General features: G+C 63.9%; 17 protein-coding genes and 1 tRNA gene. 5 read left to right on the plus strand and 13 right to left on the minus strand.

All coding sequences use genetic code 11. The features are described from left to right. The first annotated feature begins 12 nt into the window (after positions 1-12). Positions 13-957, plus strand: coding sequence for a mitochondrial fission ELM1 family protein (locus tag Lysil_RS00680; RefSeq protein ID WP_103073673.1), 945 nt, complete (start codon positions 13-15; stop codon positions 955-957). On the opposite strand, the gene glnE is transcribed toward Lysil_RS00680, so the two are convergent. From glnE to Lysil_RS00695, 3 genes are all read right to left on the minus strand, one after another. After that, positions 929-3,718, minus strand: coding sequence for a bifunctional [glutamate--ammonia ligase]-adenylyl-L-tyrosine phosphorylase/[glutamate--ammonia-ligase] adenylyltransferase (gene glnE, locus Lysil_RS00685; RefSeq protein WP_103073674.1), 2,790 nt, complete (start codon positions 3,716-3,718; stop codon positions 929-931). The two genes, Lysil_RS00680 and glnE, sit on opposite strands and share 29 nt — an antisense overlap. Positions 3,719-4,131: 413 nt before the next feature. Next, positions 4,132-4,761, minus strand: coding sequence for an NADPH-dependent F420 reductase (locus tag Lysil_RS00690; RefSeq protein ID WP_103073675.1), 630 nt, complete (start codon positions 4,759-4,761; stop codon positions 4,132-4,134). Between the two features lie 25 nt (positions 4,762-4,786). Continuing rightward, positions 4,787-5,389, minus strand: coding sequence for an FMN-dependent NADH-azoreductase (locus tag Lysil_RS00695; RefSeq protein ID WP_103073676.1), 603 nt, complete (start codon positions 5,387-5,389; stop codon positions 4,787-4,789). Positions 5,390-5,515: 126 nt separating this feature from the next. Here Lysil_RS00695 and Lysil_RS00700 point away from each other — a divergent pair, with 126 nt between their 5' ends. Beyond that, positions 5,516-6,433: a LysR family transcriptional regulator gene (locus Lysil_RS00700; RefSeq protein WP_103073677.1), complete on the plus strand. Its 918-nt coding sequence runs from the start codon at positions 5,516-5,518 to the stop codon at positions 6,431-6,433. A gap of 256 nt (positions 6,434-6,689) precedes the next feature. Here the strand turns inward: Lysil_RS00700 and Lysil_RS00705 are convergent, their stop codons facing one another. Together Lysil_RS00705 and Lysil_RS00710 are read right to left on the minus strand one after the other, a co-directional pair. Continuing rightward, positions 6,690-7,322, minus strand: coding sequence for a class I SAM-dependent methyltransferase (locus Lysil_RS00705; protein WP_103073678.1), 633 nt, complete (start codon positions 7,320-7,322; stop codon positions 6,690-6,692). Between the two features lie 72 nt (positions 7,323-7,394). Next, positions 7,395-8,147, minus strand: coding sequence for an SDR family NAD(P)-dependent oxidoreductase (locus Lysil_RS00710; RefSeq protein ID WP_103073679.1), 753 nt, complete (start codon positions 8,145-8,147; stop codon positions 7,395-7,397). A 157-nt stretch (positions 8,148-8,304) separates the two neighbouring features. On the opposite strand from Lysil_RS00710, the gene Lysil_RS00715 reads away from it, so the two are divergent. Next, positions 8,305-8,895 (plus strand): TetR/AcrR family transcriptional regulator, encoded by a 591-nt coding sequence (locus Lysil_RS00715; protein WP_103073680.1) that lies wholly within the window; start codon positions 8,305-8,307, stop codon positions 8,893-8,895. Positions 8,896-8,971: 76 nt separating this feature from the next. Here the strand turns inward: Lysil_RS00715 and Lysil_RS00720 are convergent, their stop codons facing one another. The 5 genes from Lysil_RS00720 to dtd form a co-directional block, all read right to left on the minus strand. Continuing rightward, positions 8,972-9,463, minus strand: a complete 492-nt coding sequence (locus Lysil_RS00720; protein WP_103073681.1) for an NmrA family NAD(P)-binding protein — start codon at positions 9,461-9,463, stop codon at positions 8,972-8,974. Positions 9,464-9,502: 39 nt separating this feature from the next. Then, positions 9,503-9,578, minus strand: a tRNA-Ile gene (locus Lysil_RS00725). Positions 9,579-9,606: 28 nt separating this feature from the next. Further along, positions 9,607-10,503: a ribokinase gene (locus Lysil_RS00730; RefSeq protein WP_240600249.1), complete on the minus strand. Its 897-nt coding sequence runs from the start codon at positions 10,501-10,503 to the stop codon at positions 9,607-9,609. 117 nt (positions 10,504-10,620) lie between these two features. After that, positions 10,621-12,471 (minus strand): RNA polymerase sigma factor RpoD, encoded by a 1,851-nt coding sequence (gene rpoD / locus Lysil_RS00735; protein WP_103073683.1) that lies wholly within the window; start codon positions 12,469-12,471, stop codon positions 10,621-10,623. 68 nt (positions 12,472-12,539) lie between these two features. Then, the gene (gene dtd / locus Lysil_RS00740) at positions 12,540-12,980 is read right to left on the minus strand and encodes a D-aminoacyl-tRNA deacylase (RefSeq protein WP_103073684.1); all 441 of its coding nucleotides are present in this window, start codon (positions 12,978-12,980) and stop codon (positions 12,540-12,542) included. Between the two features lie 41 nt (positions 12,981-13,021). On the opposite strand from dtd, the gene Lysil_RS00745 reads away from it, so the two are divergent. Together Lysil_RS00745 and Lysil_RS00750 are read left to right on the plus strand one after the other, a co-directional pair. After that, positions 13,022-13,957 carry a lauroyl acyltransferase gene (locus tag Lysil_RS00745; protein ID WP_103073685.1) on the plus strand — a complete coding sequence of 312 codons (936 nt, stop codon included), beginning with the start codon at positions 13,022-13,024 and terminating at the stop codon, positions 13,955-13,957. Next, entirely contained in the window at positions 13,954-14,727 is a 774-nt protein-coding gene (locus tag Lysil_RS00750) for a glycosyltransferase family 2 protein (RefSeq protein ID WP_103073686.1), read from the plus strand. The genes Lysil_RS00745 and Lysil_RS00750 overlap by 4 nt, the downstream gene beginning before the upstream one ends. 227 nt (positions 14,728-14,954) lie before the next feature. Here Lysil_RS00750 and Lysil_RS00755 read toward each other — a convergent pair whose 3' ends face one another. Genes Lysil_RS00755 through fmt form a run of 3 tightly spaced genes read right to left on the minus strand, consistent with a single transcriptional unit; the run spans position 14,955 to position 18,881 of the window. Beyond that, positions 14,955-16,622 carry an ArnT family glycosyltransferase gene (locus tag Lysil_RS00755; RefSeq protein WP_103073687.1) on the minus strand — a complete coding sequence of 556 codons (1,668 nt, stop codon included), beginning with the start codon at positions 16,620-16,622 and terminating at the stop codon, positions 14,955-14,957. A 41-nt stretch (positions 16,623-16,663) separates the two neighbouring features. Beyond that, the gene (gene rsmB / locus Lysil_RS00760) at positions 16,664-17,977 is read right to left on the minus strand and encodes a 16S rRNA (cytosine(967)-C(5))-methyltransferase RsmB (RefSeq protein ID WP_103074895.1); all 1,314 of its coding nucleotides are present in this window, start codon (positions 17,975-17,977) and stop codon (positions 16,664-16,666) included. Beyond that, positions 17,967-18,881 (minus strand): methionyl-tRNA formyltransferase, encoded by a 915-nt coding sequence (gene fmt / locus Lysil_RS00765; protein WP_103073688.1) that lies wholly within the window; start codon positions 18,879-18,881, stop codon positions 17,967-17,969. Before fmt ends, rsmB begins: the two co-directional genes overlap by 11 nt. Positions 18,882-18,884: the final 3 nt, after the last annotated feature.

The following is an 18,884-nucleotide window of genomic DNA, read 5'->3' on the forward strand; positions in this document are numbered from 1 at the left end:
GTATTCCCCATCATGACCGTGCTGGCCATGTCCGATGGCCGCGCCGGCAATGTCCGCCAGGCGCAGGCACTGGCCGATGCCCTGAATGGGCAGGAAGCGCCTCATCTGCGCCTCGATCCCGCGACACCCTGGCGCTGGCTGGCACCGCGGCGACTGCCGGCTGCCGGCCATGGCCTGGGAGATGGCTTCGCGGCCCTGCTGCGTAATCCGCCAGCCATCGCGGTCGGTTGCGGGCGGCAGGCGGCGCTGGCGACACGCGTGTTGCGCGATGTCGGGACACGGACGGTGCAGATCCTCGATCCGCGCATCGATCCGCGTCATTGGGATCTGCTGGTGGTGCCGGAACACGATGCCCTGCGCGGACCCAACGTACTGACCTTGCTCGGCAGCCTCAACCCGATCGATGACGCCTGGCTGGCCGAGGTGCGCGCGAACCAGCCGCGCCCGCCGGCATGGGGTGGCGGCGCGTTGACTGCGGTGATGATCGGCGGCCCGACGTCGGCCGTGGCGATGGACACCCCCGATGTTGCGGCATTCGTGCGGGAGTTGGTGGATGAAGCTTCCGCCGCCGGCAACGGACTGGTCATCACCACGTCGGGGCGTACCCCGCGCGATTGGCTGCCGGCTTTGCGCGATGCCGTGGCGCGATCATCGGCAACGCTGTGGAGCGGCGATGGCGATGGCCCCAACCCCCATGCCGCGATGCTGGCGTACGCGGATCGCATCGTCTGTACGCCGGATTCGGTGAACATGCTCTCGGAAGCCTGCGCCACCGGCGCCAGCGTCGAATGGCTGCCGTTCGCGGTACGTGGACGCATCGCGGCATTCCTCGCGGCATTGGCAGCGCGTCGTCGCGCGCGACCACTGGGCGCTGCGATGGTGCTGGACACCACGCCCTTGCGCGAAACCGCGCGCATCGCCGGCGAGGTCAGGCGTCGCTTGCGGGAGCTGCGCTGAAGTCCAAGCCGTGTGCGCGGCAGGCATCGCGGATCGTTGATCGCGCGGCATCAACCACGGCATCGAACTGCACCCGGCGCGGACGACGATCGAGCGTGCATGCCAGCCCCAGCGACGACAACGTGGCGTGCGCATGCAACAAGGCCGCGGCCGGTCCCGACGCGAGTATCCCTGCCCCCGCCAATGCCGCGATCAGATCGACGCTGCGGCGCGGCACGCACAACCGTGGATGCGCATCGGCATGGCGCAGCACCAGCGCCTGCAACAAAAATTCGAGATCGACCAGCCCGCCCTCGCCCTGCTTGAGGTCGAACCAGCGTGCATCGCCGCGATCGAGTTCGCGACGCATGCGTTGGCGCATGGCGATCACATCAGCAGCCAATGTCGTGGCATCGCGTGATTGCTCCAGCACCTCCGCGCGCACGGCGTCGAAGTCGTTCGCCAGTCGCCCTTCGGGATCGGCCATCACGCAACGCGCGCGCACCAGCGCCTGATGCTCCCACGTCCAGGCGCGATGCCGCTGGTAATCCGCATAGGCCGCCAGCGACGTCACCAGCAGGCCGCTGGCGCCATCGGGACGCAGGCGCATGTCGACGTCGTACAGGCGCCCGGCGCGCGTCGGCGTCTGCAACAGCGAGACGATTTTCTGCGCCAGCCGCGCGAACCAACGTGTCGCATCCAGCGGGCGTGCGCCATCGGACTGCGCCGTGTCGTCGCCATCGTGGAGGAACACCAGGTCGAGATCGGAACCGAAGCCGAGTTCCTCGCCACCAACGCTGCCATAGCCAAGCACGGCGAAGCGCGCATCGGCCACGCGACCGTGTGCACGCACCAGATCGGTCCACGCCAGTCGCACCACCGACGCTACCACCGCATCGGCCAGCCACGCCAATTGTTGCGTGCTCGCGCTTGCCGGCTGCTGGCCATCCAGCGCCGCCAGCGCGATGCGAAAGCTCAACGCTTGCCGCGTTTCATTCAACAGCACCAGCGATTGTTCGACATCGCCATCGCCGTGCTCGAGTGCGCGCGCGCAGGCCTCGCCCATGGTCGCGGCATCGGGCAAGTCACCGGCGGCGCGGCGATCGAGCAGCTCATCGAGCAACACTGGATGCGCCGCCACGCGTTCGCCCAACAACGCGCTGCGCGACAGCGCATCGATCAATCGTTCCAACGCCTGCGGTTGTTCGTCGAGCAAGGCCAGGTAATTACTGCGGCGCAGGACGTTCTGTACCAGCGACAACGCACGCGACAGCGCGAGATCGGGTTGCGCCGCGCGCCCGCTGGTCGCCAGCAACGCGGGCATCAAGCGATCGAGTCGCGCACGCGCGACATCCGACATCACCGCAGGCGACAAGCCGCGCACGAACTGGCGCAACTGCTGATCCGCCGATTCGACATCCGCAAATCCCGTTCCGGCCAGCAGCGATGCCTCGCCGCCGTCGGGCAGACTGCGCCAGTAGCCGGACAATCCGTCTTTTTCATCGCTGTCACGGCGGCTGCCGAGCAATGCGGAAAATTCGTTGGCGACGCGCACACGATGTACGTCGAGATCGGCCAGCAAGCCATCCCAATCGGCATGCCCCAATGTGGTGGCGATGCGTTCACGATCCCCTGGTGATTCCGGAAAGGCGTAGGTCTGCGCATCGCGCAACATCTGCAGGCGATTTTCCAGCCGGCGCAGGAAACGATAGTCATCGCGCAGTGCAGCGCCCACGGCTGCGTCCATCTGCCCGGCCGTCACCAAAGCATCCAGCGCGGCCAGCAGTCCGCGTTGCTGCAACGCCGGTTCACGCCCGCCACGGATCAGCTGCAACGCCTGTGCGAGGAATTCGATCTCGCGGATGCCACCGGGGCCGCGCTTGATGTCATCCTGCATCTCGCGGCGCGCGACTTCGGCGGCGATCAACGCCTTCATCTCGCGCAGGCCTTCCAGCGCACCGAAATCGAGATAGCGCCGATACACGAACGGCCGCAACATGCGCAGGAACAGTTCACCCGCATCGATATCCCCCGCTACCGGCCGCGCCTTCTGCCAGGCGTAACGCTCCCAGTCGCGTCCTTCGCGCTGGAAATACTGTTCGAGCGCGGAGAACGACCACGCCATCCGCCCGGCATTGCCGTAGGGGCGCAAGCGCAGATCAACGCGATGGCTGAATCCTTCGGCCGTGACTTCATCCAGCAATTTCGCCAGCTGCTGTCCAAGTCGCGCGAAATATTGCTCGGCATCGAGTGGGCGCGCTCCGTCGCTGGCACCGTCCTCAGGATAGGCGAAGACGATGTCGATGTCGGAGGAGAAATTGAGTTCGCCGCCGCCGAGTTTGCCCAGCGCGAACACCACCAGCCGTTGCACGCCGCCATCCGCTGCGCGCACCACGCCATGACGCTCGGCGAAGTCACGTTCGAGCGCCGTCAATGCGAGCGCAAGACACTGCTCCGCGAGCCGGCTGCTGCCACGCAGTGTTTCCTCGACGCTGTCGAGCCCGAGCACGTCGCGCCATACCAGCCGCGTCGATTCCGCCTGGCGATAACGCCGCAACAACGACGGCCACGCGTCGCGCCGATCCGGTGCGAGTTCGGGTCGCGGGAATGGCCGGGTGCCATCGTCGTGCAACAACGCACGCAGCACGTCGGGTTGCCGCCGCAAGGTTTCGATGGCGAAATCGCTGGAGGTGGCGACTGTGCGCAATCGCGACAATGCCGCATCGTCGGTTGCGGACGGCTTCAGATCGAGTGTGGCGATGGCGGCGGCGGGATCGAACATCGCAACATCATGCCTGAGTGGATTTGGTGGTGGAGGCAGTCACTCGCTAACCGGTCTCTGCCCCGCTTTTCCCAGTTTCAGGGAAATTTTCAGCGAATCCTGGGTCCTGGCCGCAGCCATAGCTGAGCACTGTCCAGGATCTGCAGGCCTATCAGAGCGGGCGCAACCAAAATTTCCCTTCAAATAACAGGGAAGGCATCAGGGAACCAGATCAACTCCACGCGCCTATATTTCACTCAAAGAGCTGGCGCTGCGCCCAATGTTGCTAGCGGACTAACACGAGCGCAAACGGACTCGGTATGCACCATGCGCGCTACTTCCCGAACAAACATCGGTTTAGGTGTGCTCATCCCTAATTCCTCTGATACGGCAACTAATTCGCGGACTCACAATGCTCGCGGCACGAGTTTTTCTTAGCGAACAATCCTGCGGACGAAGTGCAATTCAACAGCGGATAGCGGGCCGCCGAGCTGTTGCATCGCACCGCCGTCGGCGAGAGAGCCGAGGTCGAGCGCGACCAAGCCAGTCGAATCGATAAGTTCGACCACGAGCGCCTTGGCATCGCGATCGTCTCCTGACACGAACAGTACGGTCTTCGGCTTCTGTGGCGAGAAATCCTGTATCCAAGCCATCGGCATATTGCTGATCGACTTCACCAGCCTGGCGCCGGGCGCCATTGCGGCGACAATCTCGCTCGACGTGCGGTTCTCCAACGCAGCAACCGATCTCGCTACGCCGCCAGCGCTGACGTCCGGTTTCTCGCCCATGTGGGCGTTCGTCCCGTCGACGAGTATGCGGCCGCTCCAGTCGATTCCCTTGAGCGCCTCCGGCGCATCCGCCCAATTCGTGGCGAGGATCACCACATCGCATTCCGCAGCTTGCTGCTTGGATCCTGCGCTGGCGGCCGGGCCCAGATCGGCGACGAGCCCCGCCAACGCCTCCGGCCCTCGCGAACTGGACAGGACGACCTCGTGGCCCGCACCGATCAAATGACGGCCGATGGTCGTAGCCATGCGACCAGCGCCGATGAATCCGATTTTCATAGGGATCTCCTTTGGAGATCGAGCTCTAAGCCGCGGCAGCAAGACTGACCGCTTCGCCGAACTGTTCGACTGCGGTCTCTCCCGCGTCGCCGGCGCGCGCGCGGTCGGCCAGGAGGATGTCCAGATCCGTCAATCCGATAAAGCCCAACACCTGGCGGAGATAGCCGCTCGCCTGGTTATAGACTTCAAAGGGCGAGCCGGGTCTAAAGTCACCACCGCTGGCCAGGATGATTGTGGTCTTCTTGCCGGTCAGTTGTCCGACGTTGTCGACTACGGTGACGCCGACTCGGACGATGTGGTCGATGTAGGCCTTCAGCGCCGCCGGGATGGTGAAGTTGTACATCGGTGTGCCGATGATGATGCGATCGGCTGCCTGCAGCTCGGCGACCAAATCGTTGGATATCTTGATGGCGGCAGCGCTCTCCGGCGAATGTTGTTCCGGGGGCGTAAACGCGCCGCCAATCCATGGCAGATCGACAAACGGCAGATTGGTCTTCATCAGATCGCGTTCAATGACTTTGCCGCCGGGGTGTGCGGCCAGCCATTTCTCAACGAACACCGCCGAGAGCTTGCGGGAGGTCGAGTATTCGTGGCGAGGGCTTGCCTGTATCGCAAGAAGTGTCGGCATTTCGATCTGTTCCTTTCAGCGTTGAAGCGTTGCCCCAGTGGGCTTGCGTGAGATGGAAGATAGGGGCCTTGACTCATCTTGAAAACTGACAAAATATCGCTTCTATCCATCTAAGGAATAGATGACGTGCTCGACACCGTCTCAATCAACCAACTTCGCACCTTCGTCGCGGTATGTGAGGAGATGAGCTTCACGGGCGCGGCCCGCCGGCTTCGGCGAGCCCAATCCGCCGTTAGCCACGCGATCTCCGCATTGGAAACCGCGCTAGGCCTAGAACTCTTTCAGCGAGATGCTCGGAAGGCCGAACTCACCGCTGCAGGGCGGAGCCTTCTTCCTGACGCGCGAGCCGTGATTGCGCGTATGGAAGAGATGAAGAACCGAGCGAAGTCGATTTCGGCGGAAGGCGTGCCGAGCCTCTCAATCGCCGTCGATACGTATTTCCCAAGGGCGCGCCTGATCGACTGCCTGCATGCACTCGAACGCGAATCGCCAACGGCCGCCATTAGCCTGCGCATGATCACCATGCAGGGTGGCGAGGCGCTGGTACTGGCAGGCAGCTGCTCGCTCGCGGTTACCGTTTCAGACGTGCCCGAGATCAAGAAAGGCGCGATCGAGAGGCACTGGCTTTGCGAAGTAGGGATGGTCACCGTGTGTGCGCCGACCCATCCGTTAGCGAATATCGAGCAGCCAATCTCCCTCGAACAATTTGGTCAGCATGTGCAATTGGTGGTGACAGACAACCAGCCGGGTGCAGAGAAGACCCAGATGGGCGTAGCAGGAGAGCGCCAGTGGCTCGTCAACGACCTAGGCGCGAAACGTGACCTTCTGATTTCGGGGCTCAGTTGGGGCCACATGCCTGTGAACTTGGTCGCTGAAGACTTGGCTGCCGGTCGTCTGGTCGAGCTTCGTCGCCGAGCATGGCACCTCCGTCCTCTTGTGTTTGTCCTCTCGCGCATGCGCGGCAGCGAGCTTTCGCCGTTTGAAGAGCGTGCCGTGCAGCTTCTGGCGGATCGGGCGGTATCAGACTCTTCGCAATATCCTTGAGATCGGGCATTCAGTCCCGCGCGCGGCCAAATTCGGCTTGAGCGCGTTTGAGTTCAGGGCCATAGGTCAGCGCCCGATCGAGGAGAGCAGCGTTCCGGCAAGCGCATGCATGGCCAGGCGCCCGAGAGGCGCAGCTTGAGATAGCCGTACCGATTGCCGTTGGCCGTTGCTCGTTCATTTGTCAGCAGGGTCCACCCTATCGATGAACCGCTCCAGTTGTTCCGACGGCTCGACATGAAGTTGGCGCCGGTACCTGTCAGGGCTTTACGAACCGATAGGCGAAGCGATCGGTCTCGCCCTTGATCGAGGGATCGAACGCCTTGATCGAGTGCGGATCGTCCTTGTTCGCGAGCATGGTGCTTTCCGCGTCCAGTACGAAGCCGGCCGCCTCCACCTCTTCGCGCACGGATGCCGGCTCAATCCGATGCAGCGACTGGGCGTCGCTCGTGCCCGTTCCGACCGCGGCGGCGTGGTCCACGATGACGTAGAACCCGCCGGGCTTTAGCCGCTCGTAGACGGCTCGATTGAATTCGGCCGCCGTCGCGCCCTTGGCCTGGATCAGCGCGGTGTGGAGATCATGGTAGAACAGGTGCAGCCAAACGACATCTGCCGGTTGCGTCGCCTCCGGCATCGCCACGAGATCCGCCGAAACGGCTTCGACATTCTCTCGACCCGGCTCCTTCGCAAGCGTTCGCATGCGGCCGACCGGATCATTCTTGAAGTGGGCGACTTCGGCCGGCACGAAGCTGTAGACCCGTCCTTCGGGTCCCACGACGTCGGAGAAGAAGCGGGTCCAGTCGCCGTCACCTGGATAAATGTCGATGACGGTGGAACCCGCATCGACTCGTGCGAACCGGATCAATTCGGATAATTTGGATTGGTCGTACATTGGGACCTCCGTTGTGTCAGGGTATTCGACGAGACTGCGGCGTGTGGGGCCCGCCACGGGAGCGCGCCGGGGTCAGACCTGCGCCATGCCTCCATCGACGGCGAGATCCACACCGGTGATGTAAGAACTTTCATCGGAGGCGAGGAACGCGACTGCTGCCGCGATTTCCTCGGGCATGCCCCTGCCGCCCATTGGAATCTGCGTGGTGAACTGTGCGACTGCTTGCTCGGCCTGTTCAGCGGTAAGGCCCGTCGTCGTCGCCAAGGCCGGGGTGTCGATTGCTCCGGGACTCATTGAATTCACGCGGATCTTGCGGTCTTTCAATTCCATAGTCCAGCCGCGCGCGAAGTTGCGTACAGCCGCCTTGCTCGCGGCGTAAGCAGTAAACCCTGGAAGCCCGAGGACGTTTGAGACCGAAGAGTTCAGGATAATTGAACCGCCATCTTTGAAGAGGGGAAGGGCCTTCTGTACCGTAAAGAACATTCCCTTCACGTTCACGTCGAAGGTCTGGTCAAAATGGGCCTCAGTAGCTACCGCGAGCGGTGCGATTGTTCCTGCGCCCGCGTTCGCGAAGAGAACGTCGATGTGACCATGTTCCTCTTTCACGACGGCATAGAGACGGTCCAAGTCTTCCAAGCGCGACACATCGCCCACGACCACCGTAACGTTTCTCCCGATGGCGGCGGCGGCCTCCTCCAGCTCTTTCTCTCGTCGCCCAGTGATCACGACGTGCGCACCCTCTTCCACGAAACGCTTAGCCGTGGCCAAGCCAATCCCGCTGCTTCCGCCCGTGATCACTGCAACCTTACCCTCTAGTTTTTTCACAATCTTTCACCTTTCGTTTGTGGTGCAAGGCAGCGCCGCTGTTCCCTTGGGTACAAAGGCGCAGTATGATTTGGACCACCGATCCAGATCCTGAGCCGCGGCATCTGGACCAGTGGTCCAAATATATGGATCAGTGATCCGATTGTCAAGAGGCCTCATGCGAGCCGACGCCAAAAAAAATTACAGCCGCCTACTTGCAGTCGCGCACGACGTCGTCGCCAAGCATGGTGTCGACGCGTCCATGCGAGATATCGCCCGCCGTGCTGACGTCGGGTTGGCTACGCTGCTGCGTCATTTCCCGACGCGAGAAGCCTTGTTTGAAGCGTTGTTGTGTACGCATCTGGACAAACTGACGCAGAAGGCAAACGAACTCGAAACGTCGAATTCACCTGACGAAGCGCTCGTGTCTTGGTTTCGCGAATGGATGGCATTCACCCAAAGCCATAGAGGCGTCGTCGCCTTGATGGCATCCGCCCACGCGAACGCGGACTCAGCTCTTTATGCTTCATGCGCAGCGGTGCACTCGGCGAGCGCGCGACTACTGCTCCGTGCTCAGGCCGAAGGTACGGCGCGCACCGATATGAATGGGGACGACCTGTTCGGCCTGATGGCGGCGCTCGGCTGGCTCGTCGACCTACCGTCATTCGCGCCACGGGCCGATCATCTCGTTCACATTATCGCTGACGCCATCCTCCCAAATCGGTCGAGCAACGATATCGAGAAGCAACGTGCCGAATCAGAACGGTGAGGACGATGTTGTCGCGAAGCGACTGGTCAAGCTCGGGCGTGTAACCCTGTCCCCGTAAGGCGCGGTCGAGTACGGGCTATCCAAATTGCAAGGACTCTGGTGAAGCGTCATAACGCGTTAATTCACCCCGCCACTCGCTTTTTTGAAGGAACTGCTTCCAGGTCAGGGCGTTAGGGTCGATCTTTCGACTCCACTCCAAATCGCGCTGAGGGGCGTAGTAGCCATACTCGACCGCGTATTCCACCATCCCTACCAGCTCGCGCACGAGATATTCATTGGCGCCGAATGCGGGAAAGTGCCGCAGCAGTTCGTCGCGCGTGTAGGCCGAGGCGTAATGCGCCTTCTGTCCTGTCACGCGAACGAATGTGTCCACCATCTGCCGGGCCGTCAATATCTCTCCAATCACAGACACGGTCATGCCGGTGTATTTCTCCGGATGGTCGAATATCTCCAGCACCGCGGGGCCAGCTGCGGTGAGCGGATCCACGAATGGCATAGGCACCACGTCCGGCGACAAGTAGATGGCGAAGGCAACCGGATTCCATAAAGTCCGATGCAACAAAATCACCCGCTATTGGACTGGGCCGGATGCCATGAAGCCCCTATTTGGTGGGCCCACCAGGACTCGAACCTGGAACCAAAGGATTATGAGTCCTCTGCTCTAACCATTGAGCTATAGGCCCGGACACACCGGATGCATATTGTGCCCGATCAGTCCCGGCGGTCGGCGAGGAACCTTTCCAACTCCACCCGCGTCGGCGTGCCTGATTGCGCGCCCAGCTTGGTGCAAGCTAGCGCCGACGCTGCCGTCGCGTAGCGCATCGCCTGTTCGAACGCTGCACCCTGCGCCAGCAGCGCGGTGAGCGTCCCACAGAACACGTCGCCAGCACCGGTGGTGTCGACCACGTCCACCGCGAACGCCGGTTGTTCGATCAGCGCTTGATCGCGCCGCCACAACCAGGCACCGCATGCACCCAGGGTGACGACGATGCAGGGGATGCCGATCGCCGCACACTGCCCGGACACATCGGCTTGCGTAGTGCTTCCCGCCAACGCCGCCAGTTCGCCTTCGTTGACGATCAGCACGTCGACGCAGTCCAGCAACGCACGCGGCAATGCCTGCGCCGGCGCCGCGTTCAACACCACCTTGACGTTTGCCGCGCGTGCGGCCTGCGCATAGGCCTGCACGCTCGCGATAGGGACTTCCAGCTGCATCAGCACATGGCTGAAGCCCTGCAGCGCCGGCAAGTGTTCCGGCGCCAGATGCAGGTTCGCGCCCGGCGCAACGGTGATCGAATTCTCGCCATCATCGGCGATGCAGATGAAGGCCGAACCGGATGCAGTGCCGGCAACGCGCACGATATGCGCATCGACACCGGCGTCGCGCAGCGGCGCTTCCAGTTGCGCGACGAAGGCATCGTCGCCCAAGGCCAGCAACATCGAGACATGGGCGTCACCAGCGCGCGCGGCGGCCACTGCCTGGTTGGCGCCCTTGCCGCCCGGGAAGAGTTGCAGCTCGCGACCGAGCACGGTTTCCCCGGGCGCCGGCACATGCGCGGCACGCACCACGAAATCGAGATTGGCCGATCCGGCGACCAGTACCTTCATCCCCACTCCCATCTCCCTGTCGCGCGCCTTGATTCAGCGCGAACGTATCACGCAACCATTCGCCCAACAAAAAGCCCCGCTCGCGCGGGGCCTTTCGCAACTGCATGCCTGCAACACTTATTCCATATCAAGGAAGCTGCGCAGCGTTTCCGAACGCGTGGGATGGCGCAGCTTGCGCAACGCCTTGGCCTCGATCTGGCGGATGCGCTCGCGGGTGACGTCGAACTGCTTGCCGACTTCTTCCAGCGTGTGATCCGTGTTCATGTCAATGCCGAAGCGCATGCGTAACACCTTGGCCTCGCGCGGGGTCAGGCCGGCCAGCACGTCGCGCACGGTTTCCACCAGGCTGATGTTGGTGGTCGCCTCGATCGGGGATTCCACGTTGGAATCCTCGATGAAATCGCCGAGGTGGGAATCCTCGTCGTCGCCGATCGGCGTCTCCATCGAGATCGGTTCCTTGGCGATCTTCATGACCTTGCGGATCTTGTCCTCGGGCATGTCCATTTCCTTGGCCAGCTCCTCCGGCGTCGGCTCGCGGCCGTACTGCTGGAGCATCTGGCGGGAAATGCGGTTGAGCTTGTTGATCGTCTCGATCATGTGCACCGGGATGCGGATGGTGCGCGCCTGGTCGGCGATCGAGCGGGTGATCGCCTGGCGGATCCACCACGTCGCGTAGGTCGAGAACTTGAAGCCGCGACGATGTTCGAACTTGTCGACCGCCTTCATCAGGCCGATGTTGCCTTCCTGGATCAGGTCGAGGAATTGCAGGCCGCGGTTGGTGTACTTCTTGGCGATGGATATGACCAGGCGCAGGTTGGCCTCGACCATTTCCTTCTTGGCCTTGCGCGCCTTGGCCTCGCCGATGGCGAGCATGCGGCCGATCTCCTTGAGATCGTGCAGCGTCACCATCATGCGTTGTTCGAGTTCGATCGCCGATTCCTGCTGGGCGATGATCTGCTCGCGCACGTCGCGCAGGCCCGAGCCCCACTTCTGCTTGCGCTTGAGCATCTCGTCCACCCAATCGAGGTTGGTGAGGTTGCCCTCCCAGCCGCGGATGAATTCCTTGCGCGGCATGCCGGCGCGCTTGGTCGACAGCTCGAGGATGCGGCGTTCGCGTTCGCGCATTTCGGCCATCGCCTTGCGCAGGCGCGACACCAGCGACTCCAGCATCGGCAGCGGCAGGCGGAACCCCGCGAACACCTCGGCCATCTCGCCACGCAGCTTCAGCACCGTCTTGTGCGACGGGCCGTGCTTGACGTAGGCCTTTTCGAACTTGCCGTAGAGATCGGCGAGCGCGGTCATGCGCTCCTTGACCAACACCGGATTGGGGCCGGTCGGCGCGGCTTCGGTGGCCTCGCCATCCTCGGCTTCCTCATCCTCGGCGGCTTCCGCCTCGGCCGCCATGGCCAACTCTTCCGCCAGGATCGCTTCGTCGTTGTGGTCGTCGGCGAACCCGGCAATGATTTCCGCCATGCGCTTCTTGCCGCCTTGCACCAGCGCGTAATCGTCGATCAGTTGCTTGTTCGACCACGGGAACGAAGCCAGCGCGCCCAGCATCTGCTGCAGGCCTTCCTCGATGCGCTTGGCGATGGCGATTTCGCCTTCGCGGGTCAGCAGTTCCACCGTGCCCATCTCGCGCATGTACATGCGCACGGGATCGGTGGTGCGACCGGTCTCGGTATCGAGCGCGGACAGCGCGGCGGCGGCTTCCTCGGCAGCGGTGTCGTCGACTTCGCGACCACCACTGGCCTGGCCGGCCAGCAACAGCGTCTCGGCATCCGGTGCAACTTCGTGCACCTCGATGCCCATGCCGTTGATGAGACCGATGATGTCTTCGATCTGCTCGGCATCGACGACGTCGTCCGGCAAGTGGTCGTTGACTTCGGCAAAGGTCAGATAGCCCTGCTCCAGCCCCTTGCTGATCAGTAGCTTGATATCGGATTGCTGGACCTGACGCTCGTTGGCCATGCGGCTCTCACCATAAACGTGAAACGGGAGTGAACCTGCAATTTTACCACGCGGACCGGCCGTTTGGCTCAGATCCGCAGCAGGAAGGTGACCGGGCCGTCGTTGACCAGGCTGACTGTCATATGGGCACGGAAGCGCCCGGTTTCCACCCTTCCGGGCGAAATTCGCCGACATTCGGCCAGCAATCGTTCGAAAATCGGTTCGGCTTCAGCCGGTGGCGCGGCGGAACTGAAGCTCGGGCGCAGGCCTGAATTGGTATCGGCGGCCAGGGTGAACTGGCTGACCAGCAACAAATCTCCGGCGATCTCCTGCAAAGATCGGTTCATCTTTCCGGCATCATCGGCGAACACCCGATAACGAAGCAGCTTTTCCGCCATCCGCACGATCTGGCTTTCGCTGTCGCCAGGCTCGGCAGCGACCAGCGCCAGCAGGCCCGGCCCGATGGTGCCGACGGTTTCCTCCCCCACTTCGACCTTGGCCTGGGTGACGCGCTGGATGAGTGCAAGCATGGGGGAATTGTAGGTGCGCGTTCCCCCGATAGACTTGCCCAGTGAATCCCGACCGCACCGCCAACCTCCTCTACACCGCCGCGTCCGGCCTCGGCCACCTGCCGTGGCCCGTGCTCAACCGCTGCGGCGATGGCCTGGCGCGCCTGCAGCGCTGGAGCGGCGGCCGCGAACTGCGGGTGACACGCCGCAACCTGGAACTGGCGCTGCCGGATCTGGATGCCACGGCGCGCACCACGCTGGAACGCGCGGTCCTGCGCAGCACCGGTCGGCAGATGATGGAAACCCTGCGCCTGTGGACCCATCCGCACGCCGACAACCTGGCGCTGATCGATGGCGAGGATGGTCGCGAACTGTTCGATGCCGCATTGCATTCCGGTCGCGGCCTGATCGTCTCGGCGCCGCATTTCGGCAACTGGGAACTGTTGAACCAGTGGCTGGCCGCGCAGACACCGCTGGCGATCCTCTACAAACCACCGGAATCCGCGGTCGGCGAAGCCTTCCTGCGTCGGGTCCGCGCCGATGAAGCGCCGGGCCGCATCACCCAGGTGCGCGCCGAAGGCACCGCGATCCGCGCGTTGTTCAAGACACTCGCCGCGGGCGGCGTGGTCGGCATCCTGCCCGATCAGCAACCCAAGGCCGGCGACGGCGAATTCGCGCCGTTCTTCGGCGTGCAGGCATTGACGATGACCCTGCTGAACCGGCTGGCGCAGCGCACCGGCGCCACGGTTCTTCACGCGTGGTGCCAACGCAGCGCGGACACGCCACGCTTCCGCGTCTGCATCGAACGCGCCGATCCGGGGATCGCCGACGAAGATCCGAAGATCGGCGTCGCTGCACTCAATCGCGACATCGAACGCATCGCCCGTCGCGACCTCGCGCAGTACCAGTGGACGTACAAGCGCTACACCCTGCGCCCCCCCGGCAGCGGCGAAGTGAATCCCTACGCCGATTTCGAGAAGCACTCGAGGCCGCGATGAACGAGGCCGCAGGCGCAAAACCCCCTGTCACCGGCGTGGTGATCGCGAAGAACGAGGGCGACCGCATCGGTCGCTGCGTGGCCAGCCTCGTGCCGCTGTGCCGCGAAGTGATCGTGATGGATTCGCAGTCCGACGACGATACCGTGGCCGCCGCCGCAGCCGCCGGCGCGCGCGTGGTGCAGCAGCCATGGCTGGGCTTCGCCGCGCAGAAGAACGCGGTGATCGCACTGGCGACGACACCGTGGGTGCTGCTGCTGGATTCCGACGAATGGCTGGCCGCTGGTACCGCCGACGCGATCCGCACAGTGTTCGCCGATGACCACGTCGAACGGGCCGATGTATGGAAGCTGTTGCGGCGCACGCACTATCTCGGCACCGCACTGGATCACGGCGGCTGGGGCAAGGAGAAGGTCGAACGCCTGTTCCGCAACGACCTGCGCTACAAACCGGCCAGCGTGCATGAAGCACTCGACACCGCCGGCAAGCGCGTCGCCACCCTGCAGGCACGGATCGAGCACGACACCGCGCGTAGCGACGACGAATACGCCAGCAAGCTGCAGCGCTACGCCACGCTATGGGCGCAGCAGCGCCACGCGCAGGGACGCCGCGCCAGCGCGATCGACGCGCCGTTGCACGCCGGCACCTATTGGTTGAAGAACTACGTGCTGCGCGGTGGCTTTCTCGACGGCGGCACATCCGCGCGTTATCACGCGCTGCACGCGCGCTACGTGTTCGACAAGTATCGGAAGCTGCGGGGGTTGGCGCGGTAACACGCGCGCTGGCTTAGCGGGTGCGTGTTGTTGCTTTCAAGAGAAGAGCGAAAAACTCGCCACCGGCAGCGCCGTGCGGTTCGTCCGCAGTGACCGACCATACGAGGCATGGATGCCGAGTCGAGCCTCCATGGATGGATTCACGGCGTGTCGGTCACTGCGGATAACCGCTAAAGGCGCACAGCCGGGCGATGCGCTTTCGCGAACGCGCTAAGCCAGCCCGTGCCTCAGTGCGGACACGCCATCGCCGCGCCACCGCGCACCAGATACCACGTGCGCCGATTGGCATGCGGCACGAGCTCCAGCGCGGACTGCGGAATGCACTTCGGCAACGCCGTGTCCTGCACCAGCAGCCAGCGATGCTCGGGATCGGCCTGCAACCAGTGGATCGCATCGGCGGTCTGCACTTGCATGTCGCGGGTGAATCCGAAATTCACCGCGGGACGATCGGCCATCAACAGGTTCTGCTCCTTCCAGCCGAGCATCGCCAACTGCGCATCGGGACCGATGCGTGCGCCGACATCGCGCATCAACCCGCGCGCGGACGATGAATCATTGAGCAGCGGATAACCGAACACGCTGAAGAGTATCCACATCGTGCCCAGCGACACGATCGTCGCGATCTCCAGCCGGCGTCGCCACCACGCCAGCGCCACGATCACGCCTGCACCCATCGCCAGCAGCATCCAGCCGATGCCGGCACCGGATTCGAGACCACGATCCGTGAGGAAGCGCGTGATCGATTTCGAATGGCCAAACGCCATCAACGCGCCACCGGCCACGAAACCGATCGCCATCACCGACATCGCTATTGCCAGCAGGCGACGCGGCCATGCCTTCCTCAGCAATCCCGGCAACAACGGCGCCAGCACCAGTCCCCACATCGGCAGCACCGGCATGATGTAGACGTCGCGCTTGCCGGAGGGAATGCTGAAGAACACCACCATCAGCGCACCCCAGACCAGCGGCAGCAGATAGCGTGCGTCGTGCCGTTGCAGGCGACGCCTCCACGCCGGAATCGCCCACGGCAGCGCCAGCATCGCCGGCAACCACATGCCAACGATCACCACGATGAAGTACCACGCCGGTTGCGCGTGGTCCCACGACTGCGCGTAACGCTTCGCGGTCTGGTGGAACAGGATGTCGTTGAGATAGGCGTCGTACACGGGATCGTGGCGCGCCTGCACCGCGCTCACCATCGGCAGCAGCCACAGCGCCATCGCCGCGACGAAGAACAGCGGCGCGATCCAGAAGCGCCAATCGCGCACATGCAACGCCATGCGTTCACCACGCGACTGCCAGCCACGCACGCTCGCATAGATCGCCGGCGCCAGCATCAGCAACGCCAGCACGCCGACGCCCTTGGTGATCGTGCCGAGTCCGGCCGCAAACCAGCCGATCCACCACCAGCGCCAGTTCGGCCCAAGCAGCAGATGGCGCAGCAATCCGTAATTGGCGAGGGTGATGAAGCCCGTCACCAGCGGATCGATCTGCGCCTTCTTGGCCTGATAAGTGAACTGGAACGCCAGCAACACCGCCCACGCTGCCCACAACCCGATCTTCGGTGTCCACAGGCGCTTGCCAAGATCCTTCACGCAGGCCAGCGTCATCAATGTGGCGAGCAGCGACGGCAACAGGAAGGCGACGCGCCAGTTGCGGAAAATATCGAAGAAGGTCGCCTGCAGCCACATCAGCATCGGCGGCTTGTCGGAATACAACTCGATGCCACGATGCGGGAACAACCAGTCGCCGCTTTCGACCATCTGCTTCGCGGCGAGCGCGAAACGCGGCTCGTCGGCGGGCCACGGATCGCGCAGGCCGATGCCGGCGCCGACGATCAGCAGCGCGGCGATCCAGAACAACCAGGTGTCACGGGATTCGCGGGTCTTGAGCATGACGCGATGATACGGGAAGCGCCATCGCGCCCGCAGCCGGATCAGCGCTTGCGCAGTCGCGCGTAGAAGAAGCCGTCCATGTCGCCTTCGCCGGGCAGGCGTTGGTGGCCGAGGCCGGTATCGCGCCCGAACGTTGCATCCAGCGCGACCAGTTCCGCGTCCGCCGTTCGCGCGAGGAACGCCTCGATCTGCCGGGCGTTTTCCGCCTGCAGGATCGAACAGGTCGCGTAGACCAGCGTGCCGCCCGCTGCCAGCGTCGGCCACAAGGCATCGAGCATGCGCGCCTGCAACGCGACCAGCGCCGCGACGTCTTCGGCGCGACGATGCAGCAGGATGTCGGGCTGGCGGCGCAGGATGCCGGTGGCGCTGCACGGCGCGTCGATCAGGATGGCGTCGAACGGCTGGCCGTTCCACCACTCGTCGATGGCGGTCGCATCGGCCGCGACCCTGGCTGCCTGCAGGCCGAGGCGCTGCAATCCTTCGCGCACGCGCCGCAGGCGTCGTGCATCGACATCCAGCGCGAGCAATCGCAATGTCGGTTCACGTTCCAGCAGATGCGCAGCCTTGCCACCCGGTGCGGCGCAGGCATCGAGCACACACATCCCGGGCTTCAACGTGAAGGCATCAGCGAGTTGCTGTGCGCTGCCGTCCTGCACGGAAACAAGGCCTTCATCGAAGCCGGGCAATGCACTCATCGCGACCGGCGTCTCCAGCAACAGCGCATCGACAGGATGATCCGGCATCCGCGGATCCAGGCCCTGTTCGCGCAAGCGCGCCGCATAAGACTCGCGATCGATCTTCGATCGATTCACCCGCAACCACATCGGCGGCGCGATCCGGCTGGCGCGCAGGATCGCTTCGACATCCTCCGGCCAATCCGCGCGCAAATCCTGCAGCAACCACTGCGGCCAGCCCGCCAGGGCATCGGCGCGCACCAGCGGCTCGCGCGTGGCCCGCCGCAACACCGCATTGACCATGCCGGCCTGATGCACGCGTTTCATCAAGCGCGCAGCATCCACCGTCGCGGCGACCGCTGCGTGCGCTGGCAAGCCCATTGCATCGAGTTGCGCCAGACCGACGTACAGCAGCACGCGCAAATCGTTGTCGCGCTGGCCCAGCGGTCGCGGCAGCCACGCCTGCAATGTGGCGTCGTAATCGGCACGGTTGCGCAGCACCGCCATCACCACGGCTTCGAGCAGGGCGCGATCGCGACTATCTTCGATGCGCGATTGCGCCGCGGACAATTCCGCCTTCAGCGAACGCCCGCCATGCAGGATCGCATCGAGCACGCGCGCAGCATCGGCGCGCACGCCTGCGCCACGGGCGCCGTCCAAGCGTGCGTCGTCAGAACGCATCACGGCGCGCATTGAGATAGTCGCCGGCAGATACCGTGCGGCCGCCTTCGCGTTGCAGCACCAACAGGCGCAACACGCCTGCGCCACAGGCGATATCGATGCCGTCGCGACTGGCGGCGATCACGCTTCCCGCCTCCGCATCGCTGGTAACTGCGACAACCTTCGCCGCGTGGATGCGCACGCGCTCGCCGGCCAGCGTCGCTTCCGCCACCGGCCACGGCTGGAACGCGCGCACCTTGCGCGCCAGCACCTCGGCAGGTTGGTTCCAGTCGAGTCGCGCTTCCGCTTTCTCGATCTTGGCGGCGTGGGTGACGCCTGCTTCGGGTTGCGGATGCGGCAACGGCGGCGATCCGGCTTCCAGCAATTCCAATCCTTGCGCCAGCACGCGCGCGGCGATGTCTGCGAGACGTTCGTACAGTTCGCCGGAAGTTTCGTCCGCAGCGATCGCAGTCGCTTCGGACAGCAACACCGGCCCGGTATCGAGACCCGCTGCCATCTGCATCAGGCACACACCGGTTTCGGCATCGCCGGCTTCGATCGCACGCTGGATCGGCGCAGCGCCACGCCAGCGCGGCAGCAATGAACCATGCAGGTTCCAGCAGCCATGAAACGGAATCTTCAACACTTTTTTCGGCAGGATCAGGCCGTAGGCCGCCGTGACGATCAAATCGGGTTCGAGCGCACGCAGCTGCGCCTGTACCTCGGGATCGCGCAAGGTTTCCGGCTGGCGCACGTCGATGCCGCGCTGCAACGCTTCCTGCTTCACCGGCGATGGCGTCAACGCGCGACCGCGCCCGGCGGGACGATCCGGCTGGGTGTAGACCGCGACCACGTCGGCGCGTTCGCAGGCCGCGCGCAGGCTGGGCACGGCGAATTCCGGCGTGCCGGCAAAGACAATGCGCATGCG

The sequence above is a fragment of the Solilutibacter silvestris genome (assembly GCF_002895945.1).
Lineage (GTDB): Bacteria > Pseudomonadota > Gammaproteobacteria > Xanthomonadales > Xanthomonadaceae > Solilutibacter > Solilutibacter silvestris.

What these genes read in the sequence shown, in the direction of transcription:
- rpoD (WP_103073683.1), bottom strand. Translation starts at nt 12,471, where the DNA reads ATGGCCAACGAGCGTCAGGTCCAGCAATCCGATATCAAGCTACTGATC.
- Lysil_RS00680 (WP_103073673.1), top strand. Translation starts at nt 13, where the DNA reads ATGACCGTGCTGGCCATGTCCGATGGCCGCGCCGGCAATGTCCGCCAG.
- Lysil_RS00750 (WP_103073686.1), top strand. Translation starts at nt 13,954, where the DNA reads ATGAACGAGGCCGCAGGCGCAAAACCCCCTGTCACCGGCGTGGTGATC.
- Lysil_RS00715 (WP_103073680.1), top strand. Translation starts at nt 8,305, where the DNA reads ATGCGAGCCGACGCCAAAAAAAATTACAGCCGCCTACTTGCAGTCGCG.
- Lysil_RS00705 (WP_103073678.1), bottom strand. Translation starts at nt 7,322, where the DNA reads ATGTACGACCAATCCAAATTATCCGAATTGATCCGGTTCGCACGAGTC.
- Lysil_RS00730 (WP_240600249.1), bottom strand. Translation starts at nt 10,503, where the DNA reads ATGAAGGTACTGGTCGCCGGATCGGCCAATCTCGATTTCGTGGTGCGT.
- dtd (WP_103073684.1), bottom strand. Translation starts at nt 12,980, where the DNA reads ATGCTTGCACTCATCCAGCGCGTCACCCAGGCCAAGGTCGAAGTGGGG.
- rsmB (WP_103074895.1), bottom strand. Translation starts at nt 17,977, where the DNA reads ATGCGTTCTGACGACGCACGCTTGGACGGCGCCCGTGGCGCAGGCGTG.
- fmt (WP_103073688.1), bottom strand. Translation starts at nt 18,881, where the DNA reads ATGCGCATTGTCTTTGCCGGCACGCCGGAATTCGCCGTGCCCAGCCTG.
- Lysil_RS00695 (WP_103073676.1), bottom strand. Translation starts at nt 5,389, where the DNA reads ATGCCGACACTTCTTGCGATACAGGCAAGCCCTCGCCACGAATACTCG.
- Lysil_RS00690 (WP_103073675.1), bottom strand. Translation starts at nt 4,761, where the DNA reads ATGAAAATCGGATTCATCGGCGCTGGTCGCATGGCTACGACCATCGGC.
- glnE (WP_103073674.1), bottom strand. Translation starts at nt 3,718, where the DNA reads ATGTTCGATCCCGCCGCCGCCATCGCCACACTCGATCTGAAGCCGTCC.
- Lysil_RS00755 (WP_103073687.1), bottom strand. Translation starts at nt 16,622, where the DNA reads ATGCTCAAGACCCGCGAATCCCGTGACACCTGGTTGTTCTGGATCGCC.